The sequence below is a fragment of the Corallococcus sp. EGB genome, from assembly GCF_019968905.1.
GTDB lineage: Bacteria > Myxococcota > Myxococcia > Myxococcales > Myxococcaceae > Corallococcus.
The window spans coordinates 6,675,384-6,696,190 of sequence record NZ_CP079946.1 but is presented as its reverse complement, the minus strand read 5'-3'; the positions used below and the strand labels follow the sequence as shown (position 1 = coordinate 6,696,190).

Below are 20,807 nucleotides of genomic sequence, written 5' to 3'. Positions count from 1 at the left end.
CGCCGCGGTGTCTCACCGCCAGTCTGCACCGCGAAATCCCGCGTCCCGCGCGTCCGCAAGCCACCCGCGAGTGTGGCTGCCCGGACACCCTGTGGGCCCGCGGACGCGCAAGGGGGAGCGCCGGCACGTGGTCGCCGGGCCGCACTTCCCGTGCGCCTCCGAGGACCCACGCGCGGCACGCGGCATGAAATCGGTTCCGCCGCCACCCCCTGGAGGAAACATGTCCCCGCAGTCCGCTGTCCCGCCGAAGGCCGCGCGCGCACCCCGTGCCCGCTGGCTGCTGTCGGCGTTGCTCGTGGGCGCGCTCGCCGCCGGCTGCCCGCAGCAGCCCGAAGCCCCGAAGCCGGTCGCGACGCCGCAGGCCCCGGATACGTCCACGCCGCCGTCCGAGCCCCAGACGTCCCAGGCCCCGGCGGTGATGCCCTTCATCCACGAAGTGGCCAGCGAGAACGCGCTGCCCACGGGCGTCACCATTGAATTCGCCCTGCCGGTGCGCCCCCGCTACGAGTCCCTGGAGGGCACGGTCGTCACCGTGTCGCCGGAGGTGCCCGGGAGCCTCCGGTGGACCGGGCCGGCCTCGCTGCTCTTCACGCCGACGTCCGGCTTCCAGGCGGGCGTCACGTACACGGTGTCGGTGGAGCAGGTGAACACCGCCGCAGGCGTGCTCAAGCCCCCTTCGCCGCGCGAGTGGCGCTACAACTTCACCACCTTCGCCTTCAAGTTCGCCCAGCTGTCCCCCACGCGCATGGACCTGGTGAAGGGGCAGGTGGAGCTGAACGTGGACTTCACCGGCCCGGTGGACCTGGCCGCCGTGCGCTCGCGCTCCACGTTCAAGCTGGGAGAGACCGTCCTCTCCGACGTGAAGTGGAGCACCCCCGCCAATCGCCGCAACTCGCTGGCGGTGGTCCTCACCCACCCGAAGCTCAAGGCCGGGGCGACCGTGCGCTACGCACTGGGCGCGGGCCTGACGCCAGCGGGCTCCAGCAACGCCCCCGCGGCCCCCGCGGCCACCGCCGACCTGCCGCTCGACAGCGGAAAGCGGATGGACATCACCTTCATGAAGCTGGACGAGGGGACCAACGGCTTCTACGTGGAGGTGAGCTGCCGCGACGTGGAGTCGGACGCGTCGCCCAGCCCCACCGACGAGGAGTGGGACTCCTACTACTACGACAACGACAACCGGGGCTGCTCGCTGAGCGACGCCATGGCCCAGGAGGCCATCCGCATCAAGCCGAAGGTGAAGTTCTCCGTGGCCCCGTCGCGCCGCGGCTTCCGCATCTTCGGTGACTTCAAGCGCGGGCCGTACACGCTCACCCTCGCGCAGGGCACGGTGTCCGAGGGCGGCGGCACGCTGATGGGCACCTGGTCGCGCGGCATCTCCGTGCCCGCCCGCCAGGCCCAGGTGCGCTTCAACGCCAACGGCCGCTACCTGCCGCGCAGCGCATGGCGCAACCTGCCCCTGCAACACCTCAACCTGAAGGAGGTCTCGCTCACGGTGCGCAACGTGCCGCCGGAGAACCTCGTCTATTGGATGAGCCAGGAGTACCAGGAGAACGCCGACGAGCGGACGAGCAACGTCCTGGTGGAGAAGACGCTCCCGCTGAAGGCGACGCCCGACACGCTGCTCACCACGTACGTCGACGTGGCCTCCCTGGTGCCCGCGAATACGCGCGGCCTGGTGGAGGTGAACGTGCGCAACGGCGACTACCGCGCCGCCGCGCGCATCCTGCTCACCGACCTGAGCCTCGTCGCCAAGCGCGGGGGGCCGGCGCCGGGCTCGCAGGACTCGGGCGAGGTCTGGGTCTGGGCGCTGGGCCTGGAGAGCACGGAGCCGCTGGGCGGCGTGGAGGTGACGCTGGTGAAGAAGAGCGGGCAGGTGGTGGCCCGCTGCACCACGCAGGGCGAGGCCGGCTGCCAGCTCAAGGTGCCCGCGCCGGGCGTGGACTCGAGCCAGCCGTTCGCGCTGGTGGCGCGCAGGGGCGAGGAGCTCACCTACCTCAAGTACGACGAACTCAAGACGGAGATCGCCAACTCGGACGTGCAGGGCGAGCCGTACCGCGCGGAGCAACCCTACCGCGCGTCCATCTGGTCCGACCGCGGCGTGTACCGCCCCGGTGACACCGCGCACGTGGCGGCGGTGCTGCGCGGCCAGGACTACCTGGCGCCGCCCGTGGGCATGCCGGTGGAGGTGCGCGTCATCGACTCGCGCGAGCGGGAGATCCGCAAGGAGACGCTGAAGACGAACGCGGCGGGCGTCATCGCGTTGGATCAGCCGTTCGCGGCGTTCCAGGACACGGGCCGCTACTCCGTGCGCCTGAAGGTGGCGGACCGCGACGTGGCCTCCTACGGCTTCAGCGTGGAGGAGTTCGTCCCGGAGCGCATGAAGGTGACGGCCTCCGCGAAGGAGCCGGGCTACCAGCAGGGCACGCCCATCCCGGTGGGCGTGGAGGCGGCGTACCTCTTCGGCGGCTCGGCGGAAGGCAGCGAGGTGGAGCTGACGTGCCGCCTGGACCCCGTCGTCTTCGCGCCGAAGCAGAACAGCCAGTACACCTACGGCCTCTGGCGGCAGGAGGGCGGCACGCCCCGCTCCATCACGCTGGGCCAGGTGAAGGGGACGCTGGACGCCAAGGGACAGGTGCTCCTTGAGTGCCCGGCGCAGCCGCAGTCCGGCCCCATCAAGAGCGCGGCGCGGCTGTCCGCCGTGGCCAGCGTCTTCGAGTCCGGCAGCGGCCGCTCCACCATCGGCGAGGCCACGGTGCCGGTGCACCCGGAGGCGTTCTACCTGGGCCTCCAGGCCAGCACGCAGAAGGCGAAGGCCAACACGCCCTTCACCGTGTCCGGCGTGGTGGTGGACTGGAACGGCGAGCTGCTCACCGGCGCCAGGGCGCCCAAGACGGTGGAGCTGGAGTACCTGCTGCTCGAGGAGAACTACGGCTACTACTACGACGAGGACTCCGGCTACGAGCGCTACCAGCGCTACCTGCGCCCGCAGCGCGAGGGCGTGGTGACGGCGAAGGTGGAGAGCGGCCGCTTCAGCGCCAACGTGCTGCCGGGCCGCGACGGCGCGGGCTACCTGGTGCGCGCCCGCGCGGGCAACACCCAGACGGACCTCACCGTGGAGGGCGACGGCCGCTACTACTGGTGGGGCGAGGGCTCGCGCGTGGACCAGACGCCGCGGCCCGCGAAGCCCACGGCGCTGGAGCTGTCCCTGCCCGCGAAGGGCCGGGTGGGCGAGGCCCTCACGGTGAAGACGAAGGCGCCCTACCGGGGCCGCGTCCTCTTCACGGTGGAGACGGACCGGGTCATCGCCACGGGCTGGAAGCAGGTGGAGCCGGGCGAGGTCACCTGGAGCTTCACGCCGAAGGAGTACGCGCCCAACGTTTACGTGAGCGCGTTCCTGGTGAAGGATCCGCACCTGGAATCCGCCCAGGCCTTCATGCCGGACCGCGCGTTCGGCGTGGGCAGCATCTCGCTGGAGCCGGTGGACTACACGCAGGCCGTCTCCCTCTCGGTGCCCAAGGAGGTCCGCTCCAACGACACGCTCACCGTGGACGTGACGGTGGAGGGCGTGGAGGGCCCCACCTTCGCCACCGTGGCGGTGGTGGACGAGGGCATCCTGTCCCTCACGCGCTTCCAGAGCCCGGATCCGCTCAAGGAGGTCTTCACCCGGCGCGCGCTGGGCGTGGACACCTACGAGACCGTGGGCTGGGCGCTCCTGGTGCCCCCGGGCGGCAACTCCAGCTCCACGGGCGGTGACGAGGGCGGCGCCGAGGGCCGCGTGCAGCCCGTGAAGCCGGTGGCCCTGTGGAGCGGCGTGGTGGAGGTGCCCGCGAGCGGCAAGCTGCGCGTGCCCTTCAAGCTGCCGCAGTACCGGGGCGCGGTGCGGGTGATGGTGGTGACGGCGGGCAACAAGCGCATCGGCCGGGCCAGCGCGCAGGTGCTGGTGCGCGACCCGCTGGTGCTCCAGACGACGCTGCCGCGCTTCCTCACCCAGAACGACGACATCCAGATCCCCGTCTTCGTCACCAACCTGTCCGGCAAGGCGCAGGACGTGAAGGTGACGCTGACCTCGGAGGCGCTGGCGGTGCCGGGGCTCGTGATGCCGGAGGGCCTCGGGTCGCCCCTGGAGCTCAAGGGCAAGAGCGAGGGCCGCGCGAAGCTGGAGGATGGCAAGTCGCGCACCTTCGTCTTCCAGGGCCGCGCGGTGCAGTCGGTGGGCGCGGCGCGGCTGACGGTGACGGTGGAGGGCGGTGGCTACACGTCGCGCGAACAGCTGGACGTGCCGCTGGCGCCCGCGGGCCCGCGCGAGCGCCGCATCCAGCAGGTGGAGCTGGCGCAGGGCACCACGGACGTGAAGGCCCTGCTCCAGGGCTGGGTGCCCACCACGGAGCGCACCACCGTGTGGGTGACGAACAATCCGTACGCGAAGTCGTTCCAGCACCTCTCGTACCTGGTGCGCTACCCCTACGGCTGCATCGAGCAGACGACGTCCTCCACGCGGCCCCTGCTCTTCGTGAGCGAGCTGGTGGAGCGCGTGGACCCCACGCTGGTGTCCACGTCGAAGGTGCCGGACATGGTGCAGTCGGGCATCAACCGGGTGCTGTCCATGCAGACGGCGTCGGGCGGCTTCGCGTACTGGCCGGGCAACACGGAGCCGGTGGCCTGGGGCACGGCCTACGCGACGCACATGCTGCTGGACGCGCGCAAGCTGAAGTACCCCGTGCCGGAGGACCGGCTGGACAGCGCCATCGCGTGGATGGGCGACGAGCTCACCCGCACGGAAGGGCGCGTGGCGCAGGACGGCCACTCCGACCAACACGCCGAGCCGTACATGCACTACGTGCTCGCGGTCGCGGGCAAGGGGCGCAAGGCGCGCGCGCTGGCCATGGTGAACGGCCTGGAGGCGGAGGCGAAGAAGCGGGCGCTCACCGGCGAAGAGAAGGAGGACCTCTACCTGCTCAAGGCCGCGCTGTGGCTGTCGGGTGACCGGCGCTACGAGAGCGACCTGCGCGACCCGGACGTGTCCAACGTCACCGACGAGCGGAAGAACAGCTGGTCGTTCTACTCGGACCGGCGCCGCCGCGGCCTGATGCTGAGCACGTTCCAGGACCTCTTCGGCGCCGCGCCGGAGGGCGAGCCCCTGGCGCGCATGGTGGCGACGGCGCTTCAGGCCCGCACGTCGGCGTACTACTCGACGCAGGAGCTGGTCTGGGGCATCACCGGCCTGGGCAAGCGGCTGCAGGACTCGGCCACCAGCTTCACGCCGCCCACGCTCACGGTGGCGGGCAAGACGGTGACGCCCGTCGCGGAGAAGGACGCGCGCGTGTCGGACCGCACGTGGGCGCTGGCCCGCGCCAGCGAGCGCGCCAGTGTGTCGCTGGACCTGAAGGAGAAGGGCGGAGGCAACGTGTACCTCATCCTCAACAGCGAGGGCGTGCGCACCACGCCGGAGGTGAAGGCGGGCGGGCATGGCCTGGCGCTCAAGCGCACCTGGCGCTCTCTGGACGGCACCTCGCTGGACCTGAAGGCCAGGCCGGTGAAGCTGGCGGACCTCATCTACGTGGAGCTGGCGGTGACCAACACCACGGGCGAGCGCGTGCAGAACATCGCGCTCGTGGACCGGCTGCCCGCGGGCTGGGAGATTGAAAACGCCCGCCTGGGGCGCGGTGGCAGCGTGGACTGGGTGGACGCGGATTCGCTCTGGGCGCCGGACTACGTGAACGTGCGCGATGACCGCATGGAAGCGTTCGGCGCGCTGGCCGCGGGCGAGACGAAGAAGCTCGTCTACGCGGTGCGCGCGGTGACGGCGGGTTCGTTCACGCTGCCGTCCGCGGACGCCGAGGCGATGTACGACTCCTCGCTCTGGGCCCGTGAAGCGGCGGGCACGGTGCAGGTGGTGGGCCCCTGGAAGGACGACCTGCTCTAGGGCTCCATGCTTCGCGTTCGCATCAAGAAGGGGTGGGTGGGGGTGGCGCTGGCGGGGCTCGTGCTCATGGGCACGGCCCTGCTGGCGGCCTGGTGGGTGCCGCTGCCGGAGCGGTTGGCGGCGCCCCCCTCGGTGGTGATGGCGTACCGGGACGGGGCGCCCGCGTATGTCTTCCTCGCGCCGGACGAGCGGTGGCGCATGCCCGCGCCGAAGGACCGCATCGACCGGGCCTACCTCCGGGCCCTGGTGGCGCTGGAGGACAAGCGGTACTTCCGGCACCCGGGCGTGGATCCGCTCGCGGCCCTGCGCGCCCTGGGGCTCAACCTGAGCCGGGGCCGCCGGGTGTCGGGGGCGTCCACGTTGACGATGCAGCTGGTGCGCGTGCTGGAGCCCCGTCCCCGCACGTTCTCCTCGAAGGTGATTGAGTCGTTCCGGGCCGCGCAGCTGGAGCTGCGGCTGTCGAAGCAGGAGCTGTTGGATGCGTACCTCCAGTTCGTGCCCTACGGGCGCAACGTGGAGGGCGTGGAGGCGGCGGCACTCGCGTACTTCGGGCACACGGCGCAGCACCTCAGCCCGGCGGAGATCTCCACGCTGCTGGCGGTGCCGCAGAACCCGAACCGGCGCTTCCCGTCGCCGGAGAACCGGGACCGCCTGCGCTCGGCCCGGGATGACATCGCCCGGCGCCTGCTGGAGTCCGGCGGCCTGAAGGTGGATGGGGTGTCGGACGAGACGGTGCTGGCGGAGGTGCGGGAGACGCTGGTGCCGGAGGTGTTGAAGCCTTTCCCCCGCGAGGCGCCGCACGCGGCGGTGTGGCTCAAGGCCAAGCGGCCGGGGACGACGTGGCTCGCGACGACGCTGGACGCGGGCACGCAGCGCTTCGTGGAGCGCACGCTGGGGGACGCGGCCCGGAGGCTGGAGCGGCAGGGCATCCACAACGGCGCGGTGGTGGTGCTGGACCGGGAGTCCGGCGACGTGCGCGCGCTGGTGGGCAACTTCGACTTCTTCGACGAGAAGAACGGCGGGCAGATCATCGGCTTCGCCACGCCGCGCTCGCCGGGGTCGGCGCTCAAGCCGCTGCTGTATGCGATGGGCATCGACCAGGGGCTGGTGGGGCCGGAGACGCTGGTGCCGGACATCCCGGTGGCGTACGGCGGCTACCAGCCGCGCAACTTCGACGGGCGCTTCCTGGGGCTCGTGCGGATGCAGTACGCGCTGTCGCAGTCCTTGAACCTGCCCTTCGTGCGGCTCCTGGAGCGGCTCGGCGTCGAGAGCTTCCTGGGGGCGCTGCGAGGCGCGGGCGTCACCAGCCTGGACCCCAGGGCGGGGCACTACGGCCTGTCCGCGGCGGTGGGAGGGCTGGAGGTCACGCCGCTGGAGCTCGCGGGCGTGTACCTGGCGCTGGCGGGGGACGGGAAGGCGAGGCCCCTGCGCGTGCTGCAGGAGGACGCGCCCCCGCGGAAGCCCTATTCGCTGATGTCCCCGGGAGCGGCGTGGCTGACGCGGCAGGCGCTGTCACTGAGGGACCGGCCGGACTTCCCGGAGCGGCGGCGGCTCACGGGGCTGCCTGCGCGGGTGCACTGGAAGACGGGCACGAGCTTCGGCAACCGGGACGCCTGGGCAGCGGGCTCCGGGCCGAAGCACACGGCGGTGGTGTGGCTGGGCAACTTCGACCATGCCTCCAGCGTGCACCTGGTGGGCGCGGAGAACGCGGCGCCGCTGCTCTTCGACATCCTGGAGGGCATCGGGCCGCGAGGCACGGCGTTGCAGGAGGAGGACGCGGCGCCGCCCAAGGACCTGGTGGGCGTGGAGGTGTGCGCGTACTCGGGGCACCTGCCCACGGACGCGTGCACGCAGCGCAAGAAGGTGGACGCGGTCCGCACGGCGGTGCCCACGGCGCCCTGTCCGTACCATCACCGCGTGGAGGTGGACGTGGCCTCGGGGCTGGCGGTGGGCCCGGGCTGCCGCGAGGGGCGCCGCACGGAGTGGCGCGTGTACCTGACCTGGCCGTCCAGCCTGCGCCGGTGGTTGGCGGAGCAGCAGCGCCAGTTGCCGGAGCCTCCGCCCATGGCGCCCGGCTGCGTCGTGGGCGGAGAGCGGGACACGCCCGTCATCCTCTCGCCCCCCGAGGGCCAGGTGGCGCTGCTCATCCCCGGCCTGGACGCGGAGGCGCAGAAGGTGCCGCTGGAGGCGGAGGCCGCGCACGACCGCGAGCTGACGTGGTTCGTGGACGGAGCCGTCCTGGGAACGGCGAGGGCCGCGGAGCGCCTGTGGTGGAAGCCGAGCGTGGGCACGCACGACATCCTCGTCACCGACGACCGCGGCCTCACCGCCCGCCGCACGCTGGTGGTGCGCGAGCGGCAGTAGGACTTCAGGGCCCGGCCAACCGCCGGGCCCGCGCGAAGGCTCAGCGGATCTCCCAGCCGTCCTTGCCGCGGGCGTAGTACTGGCCCGAGGGCAGCTCGCCGTAGAACAGCGCGTCCTTCATGCCCACGACGGAGCTGCCGTCGAACAGACCCACCTCGCCCTTGGAGGGGAAGGTGATGCCCAGCGCCGCGGCGGTGAGGCGCACCGTCTGGCCCGGCGCCACCGTCGTGTCGCCCAGCACCGCGCCCACGGGGGCCTTCACCCGCGCGGGCGCGTAGTCCCCACCCGCCAGGCTCACCCGCAGGTTCGTCGTCAGCGTCATGCCCTGGAGCGACACCGCCTGCGTGCCGTGGTTTCCCACCTCCACCCAGCCCTCGCGCGGGTCGAACGCCTCCAGCACCAGCGTGGACTGCTGCGCCTTCAGCCGCTTCACCTCCGCCATCACGAAATCGCGGCGCACACTCACGAAGCGCTTCATGTACGCCTTGCCCGCGGCGAACTTCGCGTAGTCCATGTACGGGTCTTCCCTCATGGAGTCGTTGATCAGCGCATGGAGCTGGTCGATGTACGGGTCCATCACCTGTGACGTGAAGAGCTCGTCCAGCGCCTTGTCCAGCCGCGCCTCCAGCCGGGCGCGCAGCACCGGGTTGAGCACCACGCGCGTGCCCAGGTTGGAGAACACCGGCAGGTAGCCCGGGTAGCTCTGCTGCTCCAGCTTGCGCTGCTGGTACATCTTCTCCACCCAGCCATCCAGCAGCGTGAAGTTGAACAGCGGGTGCTTCATGTTGCTCGTGGAGGCGGTCTGGTCCTCCACCGTGTTCGTGTACCACCAGCGCGAGTCCACGTTGTTCAGGTCCCACGGCACGTAGCGCCAGCGCCCGGTGATGTCGTCGTGCATGAAGTAGCTCTCGGAGTCCTCCACGTAGTTGTTGGACATCAGCGCGTCCAACACCATGGAGCGCACGTAGGATTCGATCTCCAGGTTCTTCTCCAGCGCGGCCACCAGCTGCGGCTCGGGCGTGTGGTTGATGACGTCCAGCACCTCCCACAGCGCGTCGTCGGGCTCCTTCTCGTTGGTCTTCTTCTGCCAGTCACCCTGGTAGGGCACCTTCCACGTCTTGAACTCCGTGTCCTTCCAGCCCGTGCGGTAGATGGTCGCGTCGTCGTCCGGGAACTGCCTCGCCTTGACGAAGGCCTTGTTGACCTGCTCCACCTCCAGGAACACGCCCTCGTACTGGCCATTCACGGAGAGCCGCACGAAGGTCGCCTTCGACGCCGGCACCCGCATCGCCGCCAGCAGGTCGAAGGCGATCTTCTCCGCGATCATCGACGCGTCGGCGTACTCGGCGATGATGTTGAGGGACGTGCGGCCCTCGAACTTGTCCCCGTCCGCGAAGCTGACGTTCCAGCTCTTCTTGTCGAAGTAGCGCGAGGAGGCTCCGCGCAGGCGCACCTTCACCGGGTACGTCTTGCCGTTCGCCTGGAACGTCGCGTCCTGCTCCCCCGTCAACGGCTCCGCCTTGAACCGCTCCAGCACCTCCGGAGGCATGATCAGCGCGTACTCCGGCAACGACGTCTGGACCTTCGGCAGCGTGTACGGCCGCTGTACCTCGGGCACGGGCTGCGGATCCGCGCTGCCGCCATCCCCGGAGCCAGGGGTGCCCGAGTCCACCGCGCCACCGTCGGGAGCCCCCGCATCCGGAGCGCCCGCGTCGGGAACACCGGGGTCCGGCGCGTTGGGGTCCGTGATGCCGGGATCGCTCACGGACGGCCGCGGGTCATCGGGAAGCGAGGTGCCGGCTCCGCCACAGGCGGCGAGCAACATCGTGAGGCTGAGCAGAAGTCGTAGGCGCATCATCGTCCGACCCCTGAGCAAGCCCCATGCCTTCCTACCAGGGGGGCAACGGGCGGCTTCCAGCGCGCGCGAGGAGCCCGCCGCGGCTGGCGCATGGACCCCGGAGCGCCTGACAGAGGGAAAACTCTTTCCCTCCCCGGAGCGCCGAGTTGCCCTCCGCGGATGCTCCTGACGGACTGCGTGAAGGGCGGGCGCGGGCCTGCACGCTTGCCCTGCGGAACAGGGGGGGCAGGCGTCATCGCGCCCCCGGGGCGGGCAGCCGGGCAACAGCCACGGAAACGCCGCGCTGTGCACGGACGCGACCGCCGGACCTAGCTTTCTTGAGAGCAGGCTGGAGGACGGCCCGAGTCCGTCAAGGGAGCGATGATGGAGTCCTGGAACCAGACGTCGACGGATGCCGTGCGCGCCCACGCGCCCTCCACGGTGAACCGGCGCATCGACGCCCATGTGGAGTCGTGTGTCCGGTACATGGCGGAGCAGGGGGACCGCGCGGAGATGAGCCGCTACCTCGACAAGCTGGAGCACGAGTGGGACGTGCACCGGACCCTGGTCGTGGGCGTCCCAGCCGTGGCCCTCGCAGGGCTGCTGCTCAGCCGCAAGGCCAACTCGGGCTGGCGCGTGTTCGGCGGCGTCGCCCTGGCCCTGCTCCTCCAGCACGGCCTTACCGGCTTCGGGCCCCTGTCCGCGCTGGTGCGCGCGATGGGAGTGCGCTCCCGCCGGGAGATTGACCTGGAGAAGTTCGCCATCAAGGCCCTGCGCGGAGACTTCGAGCGCATCCCCAGCGACGGGGGGCCGCTGGCTCGCGCCAACGCCGCCCTCGTCGCCGCGCAGTCCTGACGAACGCACGCCTCCCCGGCGACAGGGAGGCGCGCGTGCCGTGTCTCAGTGCACCAGGGGCGTCGTGTAGCCGCCGCCCAGCGCGGGCATCAGCGCCGGGCGCGGCGTGCTGGAGCCCGGCCGGCGGTCCCCCTTGGTGTCGAAGAAGCCGTTGAGGCCGGCGACGCCGATGGAGAAGTTCGTCACCCAGCCCTCGTCCGGCTTGCCCGCGGCGGCCTTGATGTCGAAGGGGTGCGCGAAGTGCAGGCGCAGCAGCAGGGGCCCCAGCGACAGGTTGAAGCCGACGACGGCGTCGAGCACGCGGTGGTCCCAGAGGTCGCTCGCGCTGTCACCCACGCCACCCGCGTCGATCGCCGCGATGGCCTCCAGGTCGCTCAGGAAGGCCACCCGGATGATGTCGTTGAGGGGCAGCTGCGCCTCCACCGTGCCGTAGACGAAGTGCTGGCCCAGGAGCCACCGCTCGTCGCCGAAGTTCACGCCGCGCAGGGTGTCGAAGCTGGACAGGTAGTAGGAGCGCGCGTAGCGGCCGCCCACCGTGGTGCCCGCGCCCAGGCGCGTGAAGAAGTTCGTGCGGCCGTAGATGGGGAAGTACCGCTCCGCGTCCAGGCGCAGGTTGCCGTACGCCTGACCGTCGAAGGGCTGCACGCCGGCGGTGGCCTCCAGCAGCACGGAGCTGCCCGACAGCGGCCCCGTCGCGTAGTGGTACTTGATGGTGTCGTAGCCGATGCGGCCGCTCAGCTCCGTCTGGAAGCGGATGTGCTGGTTGTCCGCGCGCCACGTGTCCAGGAGGTTCTGGTTCGCCTCGTTGCGCTCCGGGAACCTCAGGTAGAACTCGTTGAAGTCATCCAGGAAGTACTTCGTGCCGCCGATGCTCAGGTCGCCCTGGAGGTAGAAGAAGGTGCTGAGCGGGTAGCGCAGGCTGCCCAGCGCGCCGAAGTAGCGCTCCGACGACACGAAGAACGGGCGCTGATTCGACGGCAGGTAGTCGAACGTCTTGTCGATGCGGAAGCGCAGCGACTGGAACAGACCGCCGCCCCACGTCGTGCGGTTCGCGTCGTTGACGTAGAGCAGCAGGCCGTCCGTCAACTCGAAGGAGCCGTACACCGCCAGCGTGAGGACCACCTGGTGGTCGCGCAGCCGGTCGGACGCGGACGCGAACACCTGGCCCACGAAGCCGCCACCGCCCGCGCCCGCGAAGCCGAAGATGGGCCCCAGCTCGATGTTCTCCCGCTTGAAGGGTCGGTAGGCCTGCGCCTCCGCGAGCGACTTGAGCGCGACGGGGGAGGGTGGATCCGCAGGCGGCTCCTTCGGGGTCTCCAGCGACAGCATGCGCGGAGGGCGCAGCAGGGACGGCTTCCGCTCGCCGCTCATGTGGAAGAGCATCCACAGGCCGCCGTCGGGACCGGGGCCCGGCTCGAAGACGCCCGTCGTCAGGTCCGTGCGGCGCACGATGCGGCCGTCCGCCAGCCGCTCGTGCAAATCAGAGCTGCTCTTGTTGAAGGCCACGAAGAACAGGCGGCCGTCCGGCAGCGCCAGCGGATCCGCCTCGTCGCGGTCCTCGGTGGTGAGCCGCTCGGCCTGGCCCACCGGCGCGTCCGGCTTCACGCGGAAGAGGTTGTACTTGCGGTGCGACGTCGCGTCGGACGTGTAGATGATGCCGGACGGGCCCCAGGTGAGCTGGCGCTCGGCGAAGACGTCATCGGTGAGCTTGCGCACCTTCGCGTCCTCACCCTGCGTCAGGTCCAGCATGTAGACGTCGCGCAGGCCCTTGTCGTCGATGCCGATGAACGCGATGTAGCGGCCGTCCGGGGAGAAGGCCGGCGAGTAGATGGCCAGCACGCCCTGCCGGTCGACGCGGTACGAGCGCCGGTCCCCCGTCTCCAGCTTCACGTTGATGCCCACCTCCGTGCCGATGCCGGTGCGGATGGCGGACCGCCGCACCAGCACGTCCGTGGAGCGCTTCTCGGAGATGTGCACGTAGTCCTGCACGTAGAGCACGTCGCGCCCCGTGCGCTCCGCCACGAACGCGAGCTTGTCCTTGGTCAGCGCGAAGTTGCGGCCGGACACCGGGTGCAGCGACTCCACGCCCGGCACGCCGTCACCCGCCACCTTCACCGTCTTGCCCGGCGTGCGCGGATCCGTGAGGTACAGCCGGCTCTCGCCCGTCTCCGGCACGATGGTGCGCAGCGCCAGCACGTTGCCGTCCGGACCGCTGGCCATCGCGGTGACGATCCCCGGCGTCTCGCCCAGCGAGTCCAGCGCGGGCGCCGTCTGTGACGACTCCAGGTACGTCTTGAATGACCGGCGCTTGAGCCAGTTCTCGAACCGCGCGGAGATGCGCTTGGGGTCATCCCCCGTCAGCCGCTCCAGCAGCTCCTCGAACTTGAGCGACGGCGAATCGCGCGAGCCGCCCACCAGCCGGGGCGCCTCCTCCAGGAGCCGCTGGGTGATGCCCGCGCCGTACTCCTCCTCCAGGAACGCCACGCGCGCCTGGCCGACCTTGTAGATCCACAGGTAGCCGTACGGCCCGGGAGAGAAGAAGTCGAGGAACGCGTAGCCCTTCATCAGGTCCGGGTTCACCAGCAGGTCCCGCACCATCATCTCCGCCTCGGGGTCCAGGCCGCGCTTGGCGTAGAACTCCGCCAGACCTTCGATGAACCACAGCGGATAGCCGCCCAGCGGATCCCCGAAGGTCTTCGCCTGCTCGGCCACGGTGCGCACCTTCTGGATGGTGAACTGGTGCGCCATCTCGTGCGTGCTGATCTCCTCGAAGAGGTGGTGGTCGCCCAGGTACGGCAGGGACAGCTTCAGGTCCTCCGTGGAGGTGACGCCCAGCGTGCCCTCGGAGACCGCGAACACGTTCGTCTGCAGGAACTCCGCGTAGCTGCTGTAGAGGATGTACGGGAACGTCTCCGTGGGGACGTACTTGAACTGATCCACCAGGTACCGGTACGCCGCATCGATGATGGGCGCGGCCCGCTCGGCCACCTCGCGCTCGCGCTCGTAGAAGTAGAAGCGCACGCCGCCCGTCTTCGCGCCCAGGTCCTTCGCGTAGGTGTACTTGACGCCGCCGTCCGAGCTGCCCCCCAGCATCAGCGGCGCGCCGGAGAACAACGGACCGCCATCCGCCGAGGAGAACACCGGACCGCCATCCGCGGTGGTGAGGTCCGCGAGGGTGGTGGGGTCACCCGCCGTGCCGCCATCCGCCAGCGCCACCACGCCCGGGGGCGGGATGCCGCCGTCGCGAAGGCCCGGGACGGAGGGAGGGGTGCCCGCGTCGGAGGCGCTCATGTCGAGCGAGATGCCATCCTTCTTGGGCGTCGAGTCCCGCGGCGCGGGCGACGTCACGTTGCCCGAAGGGGTGACCTCCGCGCCTTCCGGCGGGGACTGGCTGTCGCCCGTCTCCGAGGACGTGGTGGGCGCCTGCGGGTTGGGTCCGCCCTGCGTGCCGGGCGGTTGATCATGCGCGGTATGCTCGGTGGGCTTGGCCAGGCCGGTCGCGGCGGGTCCCACGAGGATGTCGATGTGCCGCCACTCGAACTCGAAGCTGTTCACGGGGGTCTTCCCCGCGCGGCGGGGAACGACGAAGACCTGGGCCAGCGCGAGCTCCGGCAGGAGCAGGGCCAGCAGCACGGCGATGACGTGCGAACGGGGGTTCAAAAAGCACCTCGGTAAGGCGAGGAGACGGGCTGTCAGGGGCCTGGCGGAAGGCTCCCTCTCCCACCGGAAACGCACAAGCGGTCGTTTTGTTTCTTTGCGTTGCGGTGGACGTCCCGCCCCCGCTCCCTCTACGAACGCCGTGGGACTTGGCGTCGGTCGGGATCGCCCGGTATGGAGGAGGGAATGAATCGTTTCCCTCTCGTACTGGCCACCGCGTTCCTCGCCGCCGGTTGTGGCAAGGACAGTTCCGACAACAAAGCCGAGTGTCAGGTTGAAGCCATCGACCTGACCGGGTGTGACAGGTCGACGTTGAGTGCCGTCCAGGGCGAAGGCATCTGGAACACGAACATCAACTTCGATGACGGCTACTCAGGCCCCTCCTCCATCCGCTTCTCGCCCGGGGAGCCGCTGGCTGTCGGCCTCGCCATGACGGCGAAGCAAGTCACCCCGGACACCTTCTACCTGGCCAGCGATGTGACGGGCTCGGACGGCTCGGTGGTGCGCTACGCGTTCTCCGGCTGCAAGGCCTCCGGCCCGGGCGAGGTGCTGGGCGTGGCGCGCGTGTGCCGCAACGGCGCGACGGTGCGGCAGGGCACTTTCACCGCGAGGCGCGTGGCTCGCCGCGCGGGCGAGGCCGAGTCCGACCACGTGGAGCTCCTGGGCCAGGCCGCGCTGCCCCGAGGCTCCGCCAACGGCGTGTCGGTGGCGGGGGACTACGCCTACGTCATCGCGGGCAGTGAGGGCCTGTTCGTCTTCGACGTGAAGGACCCCGCGCACCCGGCGAAGGTGTCCGAGCTGAAGATCCCCACGGAGACGTACACCAGCACGCTCATCAGCGGCACGACGCTCTACCTGGGCACCTATGCGACGGGCATCCGCATCTGCGACCTGGCCGCGAACCCGTCGGTCCCCACGTGCGACAAGACGGTGCTGGCGGACCTGAAGGTGCGGGTGGACAGCATGACGAAGGACGGCAACCTGCTCTTCGTGGCGTCGCCCCTGCCCAAGTCGGACATCGTCATCCTGGACGTGAGCACGCCATCCGCGCCGACCCTCGTGGTGCGCTACACGGTGGAGGGCTCCTCTCCCGACCTGAGCGAGTACCCCTACGCGCTGGCGGTGCAGGACAACCGTCTGTACGTGAGCAACTGGAGCTACGGCATGACGGTGACGGACCTCTCGCCGCTGGCCACGACGTCGAAGCTGCCCAAGCTCCTGGGCCGCTTCGCCGGGCCCTCCACCAGCGCGCTGGCGGTGGGCAGGCTGGGGGACAGCACCGTCGTCTACCAGGGCTCGGACGGGTGGGGCTCCTCGCTCCTGGCGCTGGACGCCACGAACCCGGCGAACATCGTGCAGCGCGGCGAACTGGCCCTGCGGCCCGAGGCGACGCTGGGCGGCATGGCCCTGTCGGGCACCACGCTCTACGTGGCCAACTACCAGGACGGCCTGCGCGTGTACGACGTCTCCACGCTGGGCACGCCCACGCCCGCCGGGTACTTCAACACCTGGAGCGAGTCCGAGGAGGGCCGCGGCAAGAGCTACTTCGACGGCCTCCAGGGCGTTCACGTCGCCAACGGGCTGGTATATGGGTGGGACACGACGCGCGGACTGCTGATCTTCCGCCACACCCCGTGACGCCAAGGCTGTGTCATGACCCCGTTGAACGGATGTGGCCGCTGCCAGACCCTGCCCGAGGCGCCGGATGTACCGGGGCGCCTCTTCCTGTGGCCGCCCCTGGGCCACAGCCTGGGCAAGCTGGTGGCCCACCTGCGTGATTCGGGGGGCACGTACCAGGTGCGCACGGATGCGCAGTGCGTCGTGGTGGGGATGGGGGAGGGCGGCCTGCGCACGCTCTCCTCGCACCTGCGCAGCGTGCTGACGGCGGAGGAGGTGCGGGGCACGCGCGCACTCTTCGTCGAGGGCGACAGCGAGCCGGGCATGGCGGACTTCCCGCGCGTGGACTCACTCCAGCGGCTCACCACGCTGCATCAGTCCGGGTGGCTGGTGGACATGCTGGCGGAGTCGCGGCTCACCACGTTCTTCCAGCCCATCGTCCACGCGCAGGACACCTCCCGCGTCTTCGCGCACGAGGCGCTCCTGCGCGGGCGCGAACGGGACGGTTCGCTGGTGCCGCCGAACCGGCTGTTCGACACGGCGCGCGAGGCGGACCTGCTGTTCCAACTGGACCTGGCCGCGCGCACCACCGCCATCCGCGAGTCGGTGCGGCACCAGCTGCGCACGCACCTGTTCATCAACTTCACGCCCACGGCCATCTACGACCCGGCCTACTGCCTGCGCTCCACGGTGGCCGCCATCCGCGAGTCGGGCATCCCGGAGTCGCACGTCGTCTTCGAGATCATCGAATCCGACCGGGCCGCGAACGCGGCGCACCTGCGGGCCATCGTGGACTTCTACCGTCAGGCGGGCTTCCAGGTGGCGCTGGACGACCTGGGCGCGGGCTATTCGTCGCTGAACCTCATCCACCAGCTCCGGCCCGAGTTCATGAAGCTGGACATGGAGCTGGTGCGGGGCGTCCACGCGGACCCCTACAAGGCCTCCATCGTGCAGAAGCTGCTGGAGATCGCCCGGCAGCTCGGCATCCAGACGGTGGCCGAGGGCATCGAGACGCCCGAGGAGCTGTCCTGGGTGCGCCGGCACGGGGTGGACTTCGTGCAGGGCTACCTCATCGCGAGGCCCGCGGACGCGCCAGCCCGCGCCACTCCGCGCATCACGGATTGAGCAGGGTGTTGGACGTGCTCGAGCGCTCCAGGTTCGCGGCGCGCGCCAGTCGCAGCGCGTCACCGGCGTCCTGCAGGGCGATGCGCGCGGCGTAGATGTCGCGGCGGTTGGCGGCATCCCGGGCGAGCGCGATCTGCGCGCGGATGCGCTGGGCGTAGACCTCGACGTTGCCCTGGCCGAAGGACGAAGCGCTCTGGCCCACGACGGAGAAGTCCTCGTCGGCGATGCTCAGGGCGTTGTCCACGCCCAGCTCTCCCTGTTCCAGCGCCTGATCCGCCGCGAGCATCCACTGGCCCCCGGACTGGATTCGCGCCAGCCGCTGTTGCCGGGCGCGCTCGACCTCGTAGGCGCGCTGCTCATGCGTGTCCACCTGCGTCTGCACGGACTGGGTGCGCTCGGTGGCCTGCGCGTCGCGGGCTTCCACTTCCTGCTCCAGGTCCGCGATGCGCTGGTGCAGACGGTTCAGTTCCTCGTCGGTCGCGGCGGCATTCGCGGCGGTCTCTTGCGTCGGCTGGGCCTGCCCCTGTGCGCCCTGCGCGGGCTGCGCCGTCTGATTCGACGGTGTCTCGGCCGCGGTTCCACCCTGGGCGGGTGGGGGCGTGCCCTGCGCAGGAGCGGCCTCGGTTCCTGTCGTCCCGGCCGCGCCCGCGCCGCCCGTCGCGGTGCCCGGCTCCTGCACCGGCACCTGGGCTGTATTCAGCGGCTGTTCACCCGTTCCACCTGGAGCCACGGAGCCCTGAACCGTCGAGGAGGTCGCGCCCGTTTCGTAGGTGCCGCCGAAGCCCGGGGCTTCCTCGTTCGTGGGGCCCGACGTCGGCGACGTCCCGGCGGCACCCGCTCCCCCCGTGCCCGTCTGGGGCTGGGATTCTTCGGCTTCACCAGAAGCGGGCTGCTGCTCGAAGAACGTCGGCACCGGGGGCGGCACATAGGTCTGCGACTGCTGGACCGCGACCTCGCCGGAAGTCACCGGCGCGCTGCCATCGGGCAGCAAGGGCGTCACCCCGCGGTAGTTGCTCTGGGTCGGATCCGTCGGAGTCTGGATGGCGTAGCCCTCGGGAGGCCGTGCTCCGTCCAGGTCATCCGCGGCCTGCTCATAGGCGTCCTGCAGGGAGGAGGCGGCGGGGTCTCTCACGGAGGGATCCTCCGGAGGCAACGACTCCACGTCGAGCGACTGGCCCATGCTCAACCCCGCGATGATGGCGATCCAGAGGCGCATGCCATGAAGATGTCCACGCGCGAACGCTTCCACATCGCCACCAGCGCGCCTCCGCCCGCGAGCCCGCCAGGTGGGCGTCCAGCGCTCAGGCCTTCGAGCGCCGGGACAGCAGCTCGTCCGCCGCGCGCCGTCCCGTCTCGAGCGCGCCGTGCACGGTGCCCTCGTCGCCCCTCACGTGCGTGGCCTCGCCAGCGAAGAAAATCGTCCGGCCCACGGGCTCCGCGAGCGCCTCGACGGCATCCATCGCGCCCGAGGGGATGACCGCATAGCCACCGCGCGTGTACGGCTCGTCCTGCCAGTCCTGCACGTGCCACGCTTCCAGTCGCGCGTTCAGCTCCCGCGGGGAGAGGGGGAAGATCTGCGACAGTCCCCGGAGCGCGCGTTCCAGCACCGCCTTCTCGCTCAAGCGCGACAGCGACGCGGCGGCGGGGCCGCCACTCCAGCCCACCAGGTGTCGCGTGTGACGGTGGGGCGACAGCGTCCACCACGTGGGGAACGGAGAGGCGGGCGCGTGAAAGAAACCGAAGTGCGCGGTGGCCTCCAGCTCGCGCCAGAACGCCGCGCGGAAGCGCAGGAGGACCTTCACCAGGGAGCCCATGGCCAACCGGTTCCAGGCGCGCTCCTGTGTCCGCACGCGCGGCACGAAGCGCACGGCACCGGGGGCGGGCGGCTTCGCCTGCAACACGCCTACTGGCAGCGTCACCACCGCGTGCTCGCCCTGGAACGTCCCCAGTGGAGTGCCCTGGCGGGTCCGGGCTCGCACTCGGACCGAGCCCGGCCTCCAGCGCACCTCCTCGGCCACGGCATTGAGCAACAGCGTGCCGGGCTTCGCGAGCAGCTTCGCGGCCATCGCCAGGGGGACGCGGTCATACCCCTCCAGCACGCGAGACGGCGTCGTGCCGCCAGACGCATCCGCGGTCTGTTCCATCCTCGCGATGGCGAGCGTGCTCGCGACGTCCGGATCCGCGGCGTAGAAGCCCCGGACATACGACCGCGCCATCGCGCACACGAGCGGTGGCCACGCACGGAGGCGTGCCTGCTCCTCCACCCACGCCGCGATGGGACGGTCGGGTCCCTCCGCGGACATGAGAGGCTCCTGGAACGCGAAGGCGTCCTCTCTTTCCTCCAGCTTCCCTCGCCACAGGAGCGCATGCGTGTCGTTGCAGGGACTCACCGTCAACCCGGCCCGGCGGATCCGTTTCAGCAGCGAGGCCGGCTTGCCATGGACGAACTCGGCCCCCAGCTCCAGGGGCACGTCCGTCGTGGGATCCCGGAGCGTCACCATGCGGCCGCCCACGCGGTCGCGCGCCTCCAGGACGATGATCCGCAAGCCCTGATCCATCAGGCGTTCGGCCGCGGCGAGCCCCGCGGCGCCCGCCCCCAGGATGACGACATCCGCCTTGTGGTCCATGCCGCTCCAGCTCCGTCGCGAGGGCGGAGTTCCCTTCATGGAAGACGACGCCCGTGGCCCCGTTGATGAACGGGGCCACGAGCCGGGTCACCCTCCCATGCGGGAGAGGAACAGGGGGAGGGAAGAGGCAGCCGCTAGTAGGTCTTCGGCGAGCCGCTGGAGCCCGTGCTGGAACCCGTATCCGGATTCATCGTGGAGCTCTTGCCGCTGCCCTGCTCCTGGGTCTGGTCCTTCGTACCCTCGTTGATGGACTGGTCCGGCGACATCACGTCGGAGCCCGCGCCACCCGTTCCAGTGCTCGGCGAGATGCTGGTCGCCATGTTCCGCTCGTCCTTCACCTGGAAGCTGGCGCGGATCTCCTGGCCCTCCTTCAGGCTCTTGGCGCTCTTCAGGCTCGGATCGTTGAACTGCGTCTTGCTGTCGATGTCCAGCGGCACCACCGCGCCGCTCGCGCTGCTGATGTAGACCTTCTTGCCCTCGCTCTTGACGACCCGGCCCGTCAGCTCGTTCGAGCCCATGGTGCTCGAGGACGAGCCCATCGAGTGTGAAGAAGACGAGGACGAGCCCGAGCCGCCCGTGGCATCCGAGCTGCCCATGCTGCTGCCGGAGGAGCCCTGCATGCTGCCGGAGGAGCCCTGCGTGCTTTCAGAGGGTGTTGACGACTGCTGCTGCGAGTCCTGCGCCGTGCTGTCCTGCGCGAAGGCCACGCCCGAACCCAGCAGCGCCACGGACGCGAAAACCCCAATGAGCTTCTTCATGGAATCTCTCCCCGATGATGTGAGTGGGACGGGAGGCACCC

Annotated in this window: 10 protein-coding genes; 5 read left to right on the top strand and 5 right to left on the bottom strand. The window is 70.5% G+C overall.

The genetic code is table 11. The annotated features are described in order from the left end of the window. Nucleotides 1-220: 220 nt before the first annotated feature. Both KYK13_RS27385 and pbpC read left to right on the top strand, forming a co-directional pair. Nucleotides 221-5,926, top strand: a complete 5,706-nt coding sequence (locus KYK13_RS27385) for an alpha-2-macroglobulin (RefSeq protein WP_223635351.1) — start codon at nt 221-223, stop codon at nt 5,924-5,926. Nucleotides 5,927-5,932: 6 nt separating this feature from the next. Next, nucleotides 5,933-8,290 (top strand): penicillin-binding protein 1C, encoded by a 2,358-nt coding sequence (pbpC, locus tag KYK13_RS27380; protein ID WP_223635348.1) that lies wholly within the window; start codon nt 5,933-5,935, stop codon nt 8,288-8,290. Between the two features lie 40 nt (nt 8,291-8,330). Here the strand turns inward: pbpC and KYK13_RS27375 are convergent, their stop codons facing one another. Next, nucleotides 8,331-10,148, bottom strand: coding sequence for a CotH kinase family protein (locus KYK13_RS27375; RefSeq protein WP_223635346.1), 1,818 nt, complete (start codon nt 10,146-10,148; stop codon nt 8,331-8,333). A 363-nt stretch (nt 10,149-10,511) separates the two neighbouring features. Between KYK13_RS27375 and KYK13_RS27370 the strand changes: the two genes are divergently transcribed. Beyond that, nucleotides 10,512-10,982, top strand: a complete 471-nt coding sequence (locus KYK13_RS27370) for a hypothetical protein (protein ID WP_370645445.1) — start codon at nt 10,512-10,514, stop codon at nt 10,980-10,982. A 45-nt stretch (nt 10,983-11,027) separates the two neighbouring features. Here the strand turns inward: KYK13_RS27370 and KYK13_RS27365 are convergent, their stop codons facing one another. Beyond that, nucleotides 11,028-14,642 carry a tolB protein precursor protein gene (locus KYK13_RS27365; protein ID WP_223635342.1) on the bottom strand — a complete coding sequence of 1,205 codons (3,615 nt, stop codon included), beginning with the start codon at nt 14,640-14,642 and terminating at the stop codon, nt 11,028-11,030. A gap of 183 nt (nt 14,643-14,825) precedes the next feature. On the opposite strand from KYK13_RS27365, the gene KYK13_RS27360 reads away from it, so the two are divergent. Both KYK13_RS27360 and KYK13_RS27355 read left to right on the top strand, forming a co-directional pair. Beyond that, nucleotides 14,826-16,277, top strand: a complete 1,452-nt coding sequence (locus KYK13_RS27360) for an LVIVD repeat-containing protein (RefSeq protein WP_223635340.1) — start codon at nt 14,826-14,828, stop codon at nt 16,275-16,277. A gap of 15 nt (nt 16,278-16,292) precedes the next feature. Next, nucleotides 16,293-17,381 carry an EAL domain-containing protein gene (locus tag KYK13_RS27355; RefSeq protein ID WP_223635338.1) on the top strand — a complete coding sequence of 363 codons (1,089 nt, stop codon included), beginning with the start codon at nt 16,293-16,295 and terminating at the stop codon, nt 17,379-17,381. Here KYK13_RS27355 and KYK13_RS27350 read toward each other — a convergent pair. The 3 genes from KYK13_RS27350 to KYK13_RS27340 all read right to left on the bottom strand — a co-directional run bounded on the left by KYK13_RS27350 (nt 17,371) and on the right by KYK13_RS27340 (nt 20,766). Then, complete coding sequence (locus KYK13_RS27350) at nt 17,371-18,597, bottom strand: hypothetical protein (protein WP_223635336.1); 1,227 nt, start codon at nt 18,595-18,597, stop codon at nt 17,371-17,373. The two genes, KYK13_RS27355 and KYK13_RS27350, sit on opposite strands and share 11 nt — an antisense overlap. Before the next feature lie 85 nt (nt 18,598-18,682). Next, complete coding sequence (locus KYK13_RS27345; RefSeq protein ID WP_223635333.1) at nt 18,683-20,008, bottom strand: NAD(P)/FAD-dependent oxidoreductase; 1,326 nt, start codon at nt 20,006-20,008, stop codon at nt 18,683-18,685. A 134-nt stretch (nt 20,009-20,142) separates the two neighbouring features. Next, nucleotides 20,143-20,766 (bottom strand): hypothetical protein, encoded by a 624-nt coding sequence (locus KYK13_RS27340; RefSeq protein WP_223635330.1) that lies wholly within the window; start codon nt 20,764-20,766, stop codon nt 20,143-20,145. Between the last annotated feature and the right edge of the window lie 41 nt (nt 20,767-20,807).

Excerpts from the sequence above, each read along its gene's own strand:
- KYK13_RS27385 (WP_223635351.1), top strand. The coding sequence starts at position 221 with ATGTCCCCGCAGTCCGCTGTCCCGCCGAAGGCCGCGCGCGCACCCCGT.
- KYK13_RS27340 (WP_223635330.1), bottom strand. The coding sequence starts at position 20,766 with ATGAAGAAGCTCATTGGGGTTTTCGCGTCCGTGGCGCTGCTGGGTTCG.
- KYK13_RS27375 (WP_223635346.1), bottom strand. The coding sequence starts at position 10,148 with ATGATGCGCCTACGACTTCTGCTCAGCCTCACGATGTTGCTCGCCGCC.
- KYK13_RS27350 (WP_223635336.1), bottom strand. The coding sequence starts at position 18,597 with ATGCGCCTCTGGATCGCCATCATCGCGGGGTTGAGCATGGGCCAGTCG.
- KYK13_RS27360 (WP_223635340.1), top strand. The coding sequence starts at position 14,826 with ATGAATCGTTTCCCTCTCGTACTGGCCACCGCGTTCCTCGCCGCCGGT.
- KYK13_RS27355 (WP_223635338.1), top strand. The coding sequence starts at position 16,293 with ATGACCCCGTTGAACGGATGTGGCCGCTGCCAGACCCTGCCCGAGGCG.
- KYK13_RS27345 (WP_223635333.1), bottom strand. The coding sequence starts at position 20,008 with ATGGACCACAAGGCGGATGTCGTCATCCTGGGGGCGGGCGCCGCGGGG.
- KYK13_RS27370 (WP_370645445.1), top strand. The coding sequence starts at position 10,512 with ATGGAGTCCTGGAACCAGACGTCGACGGATGCCGTGCGCGCCCACGCG.
- pbpC (WP_223635348.1), top strand. The coding sequence starts at position 5,933 with ATGCTTCGCGTTCGCATCAAGAAGGGGTGGGTGGGGGTGGCGCTGGCG.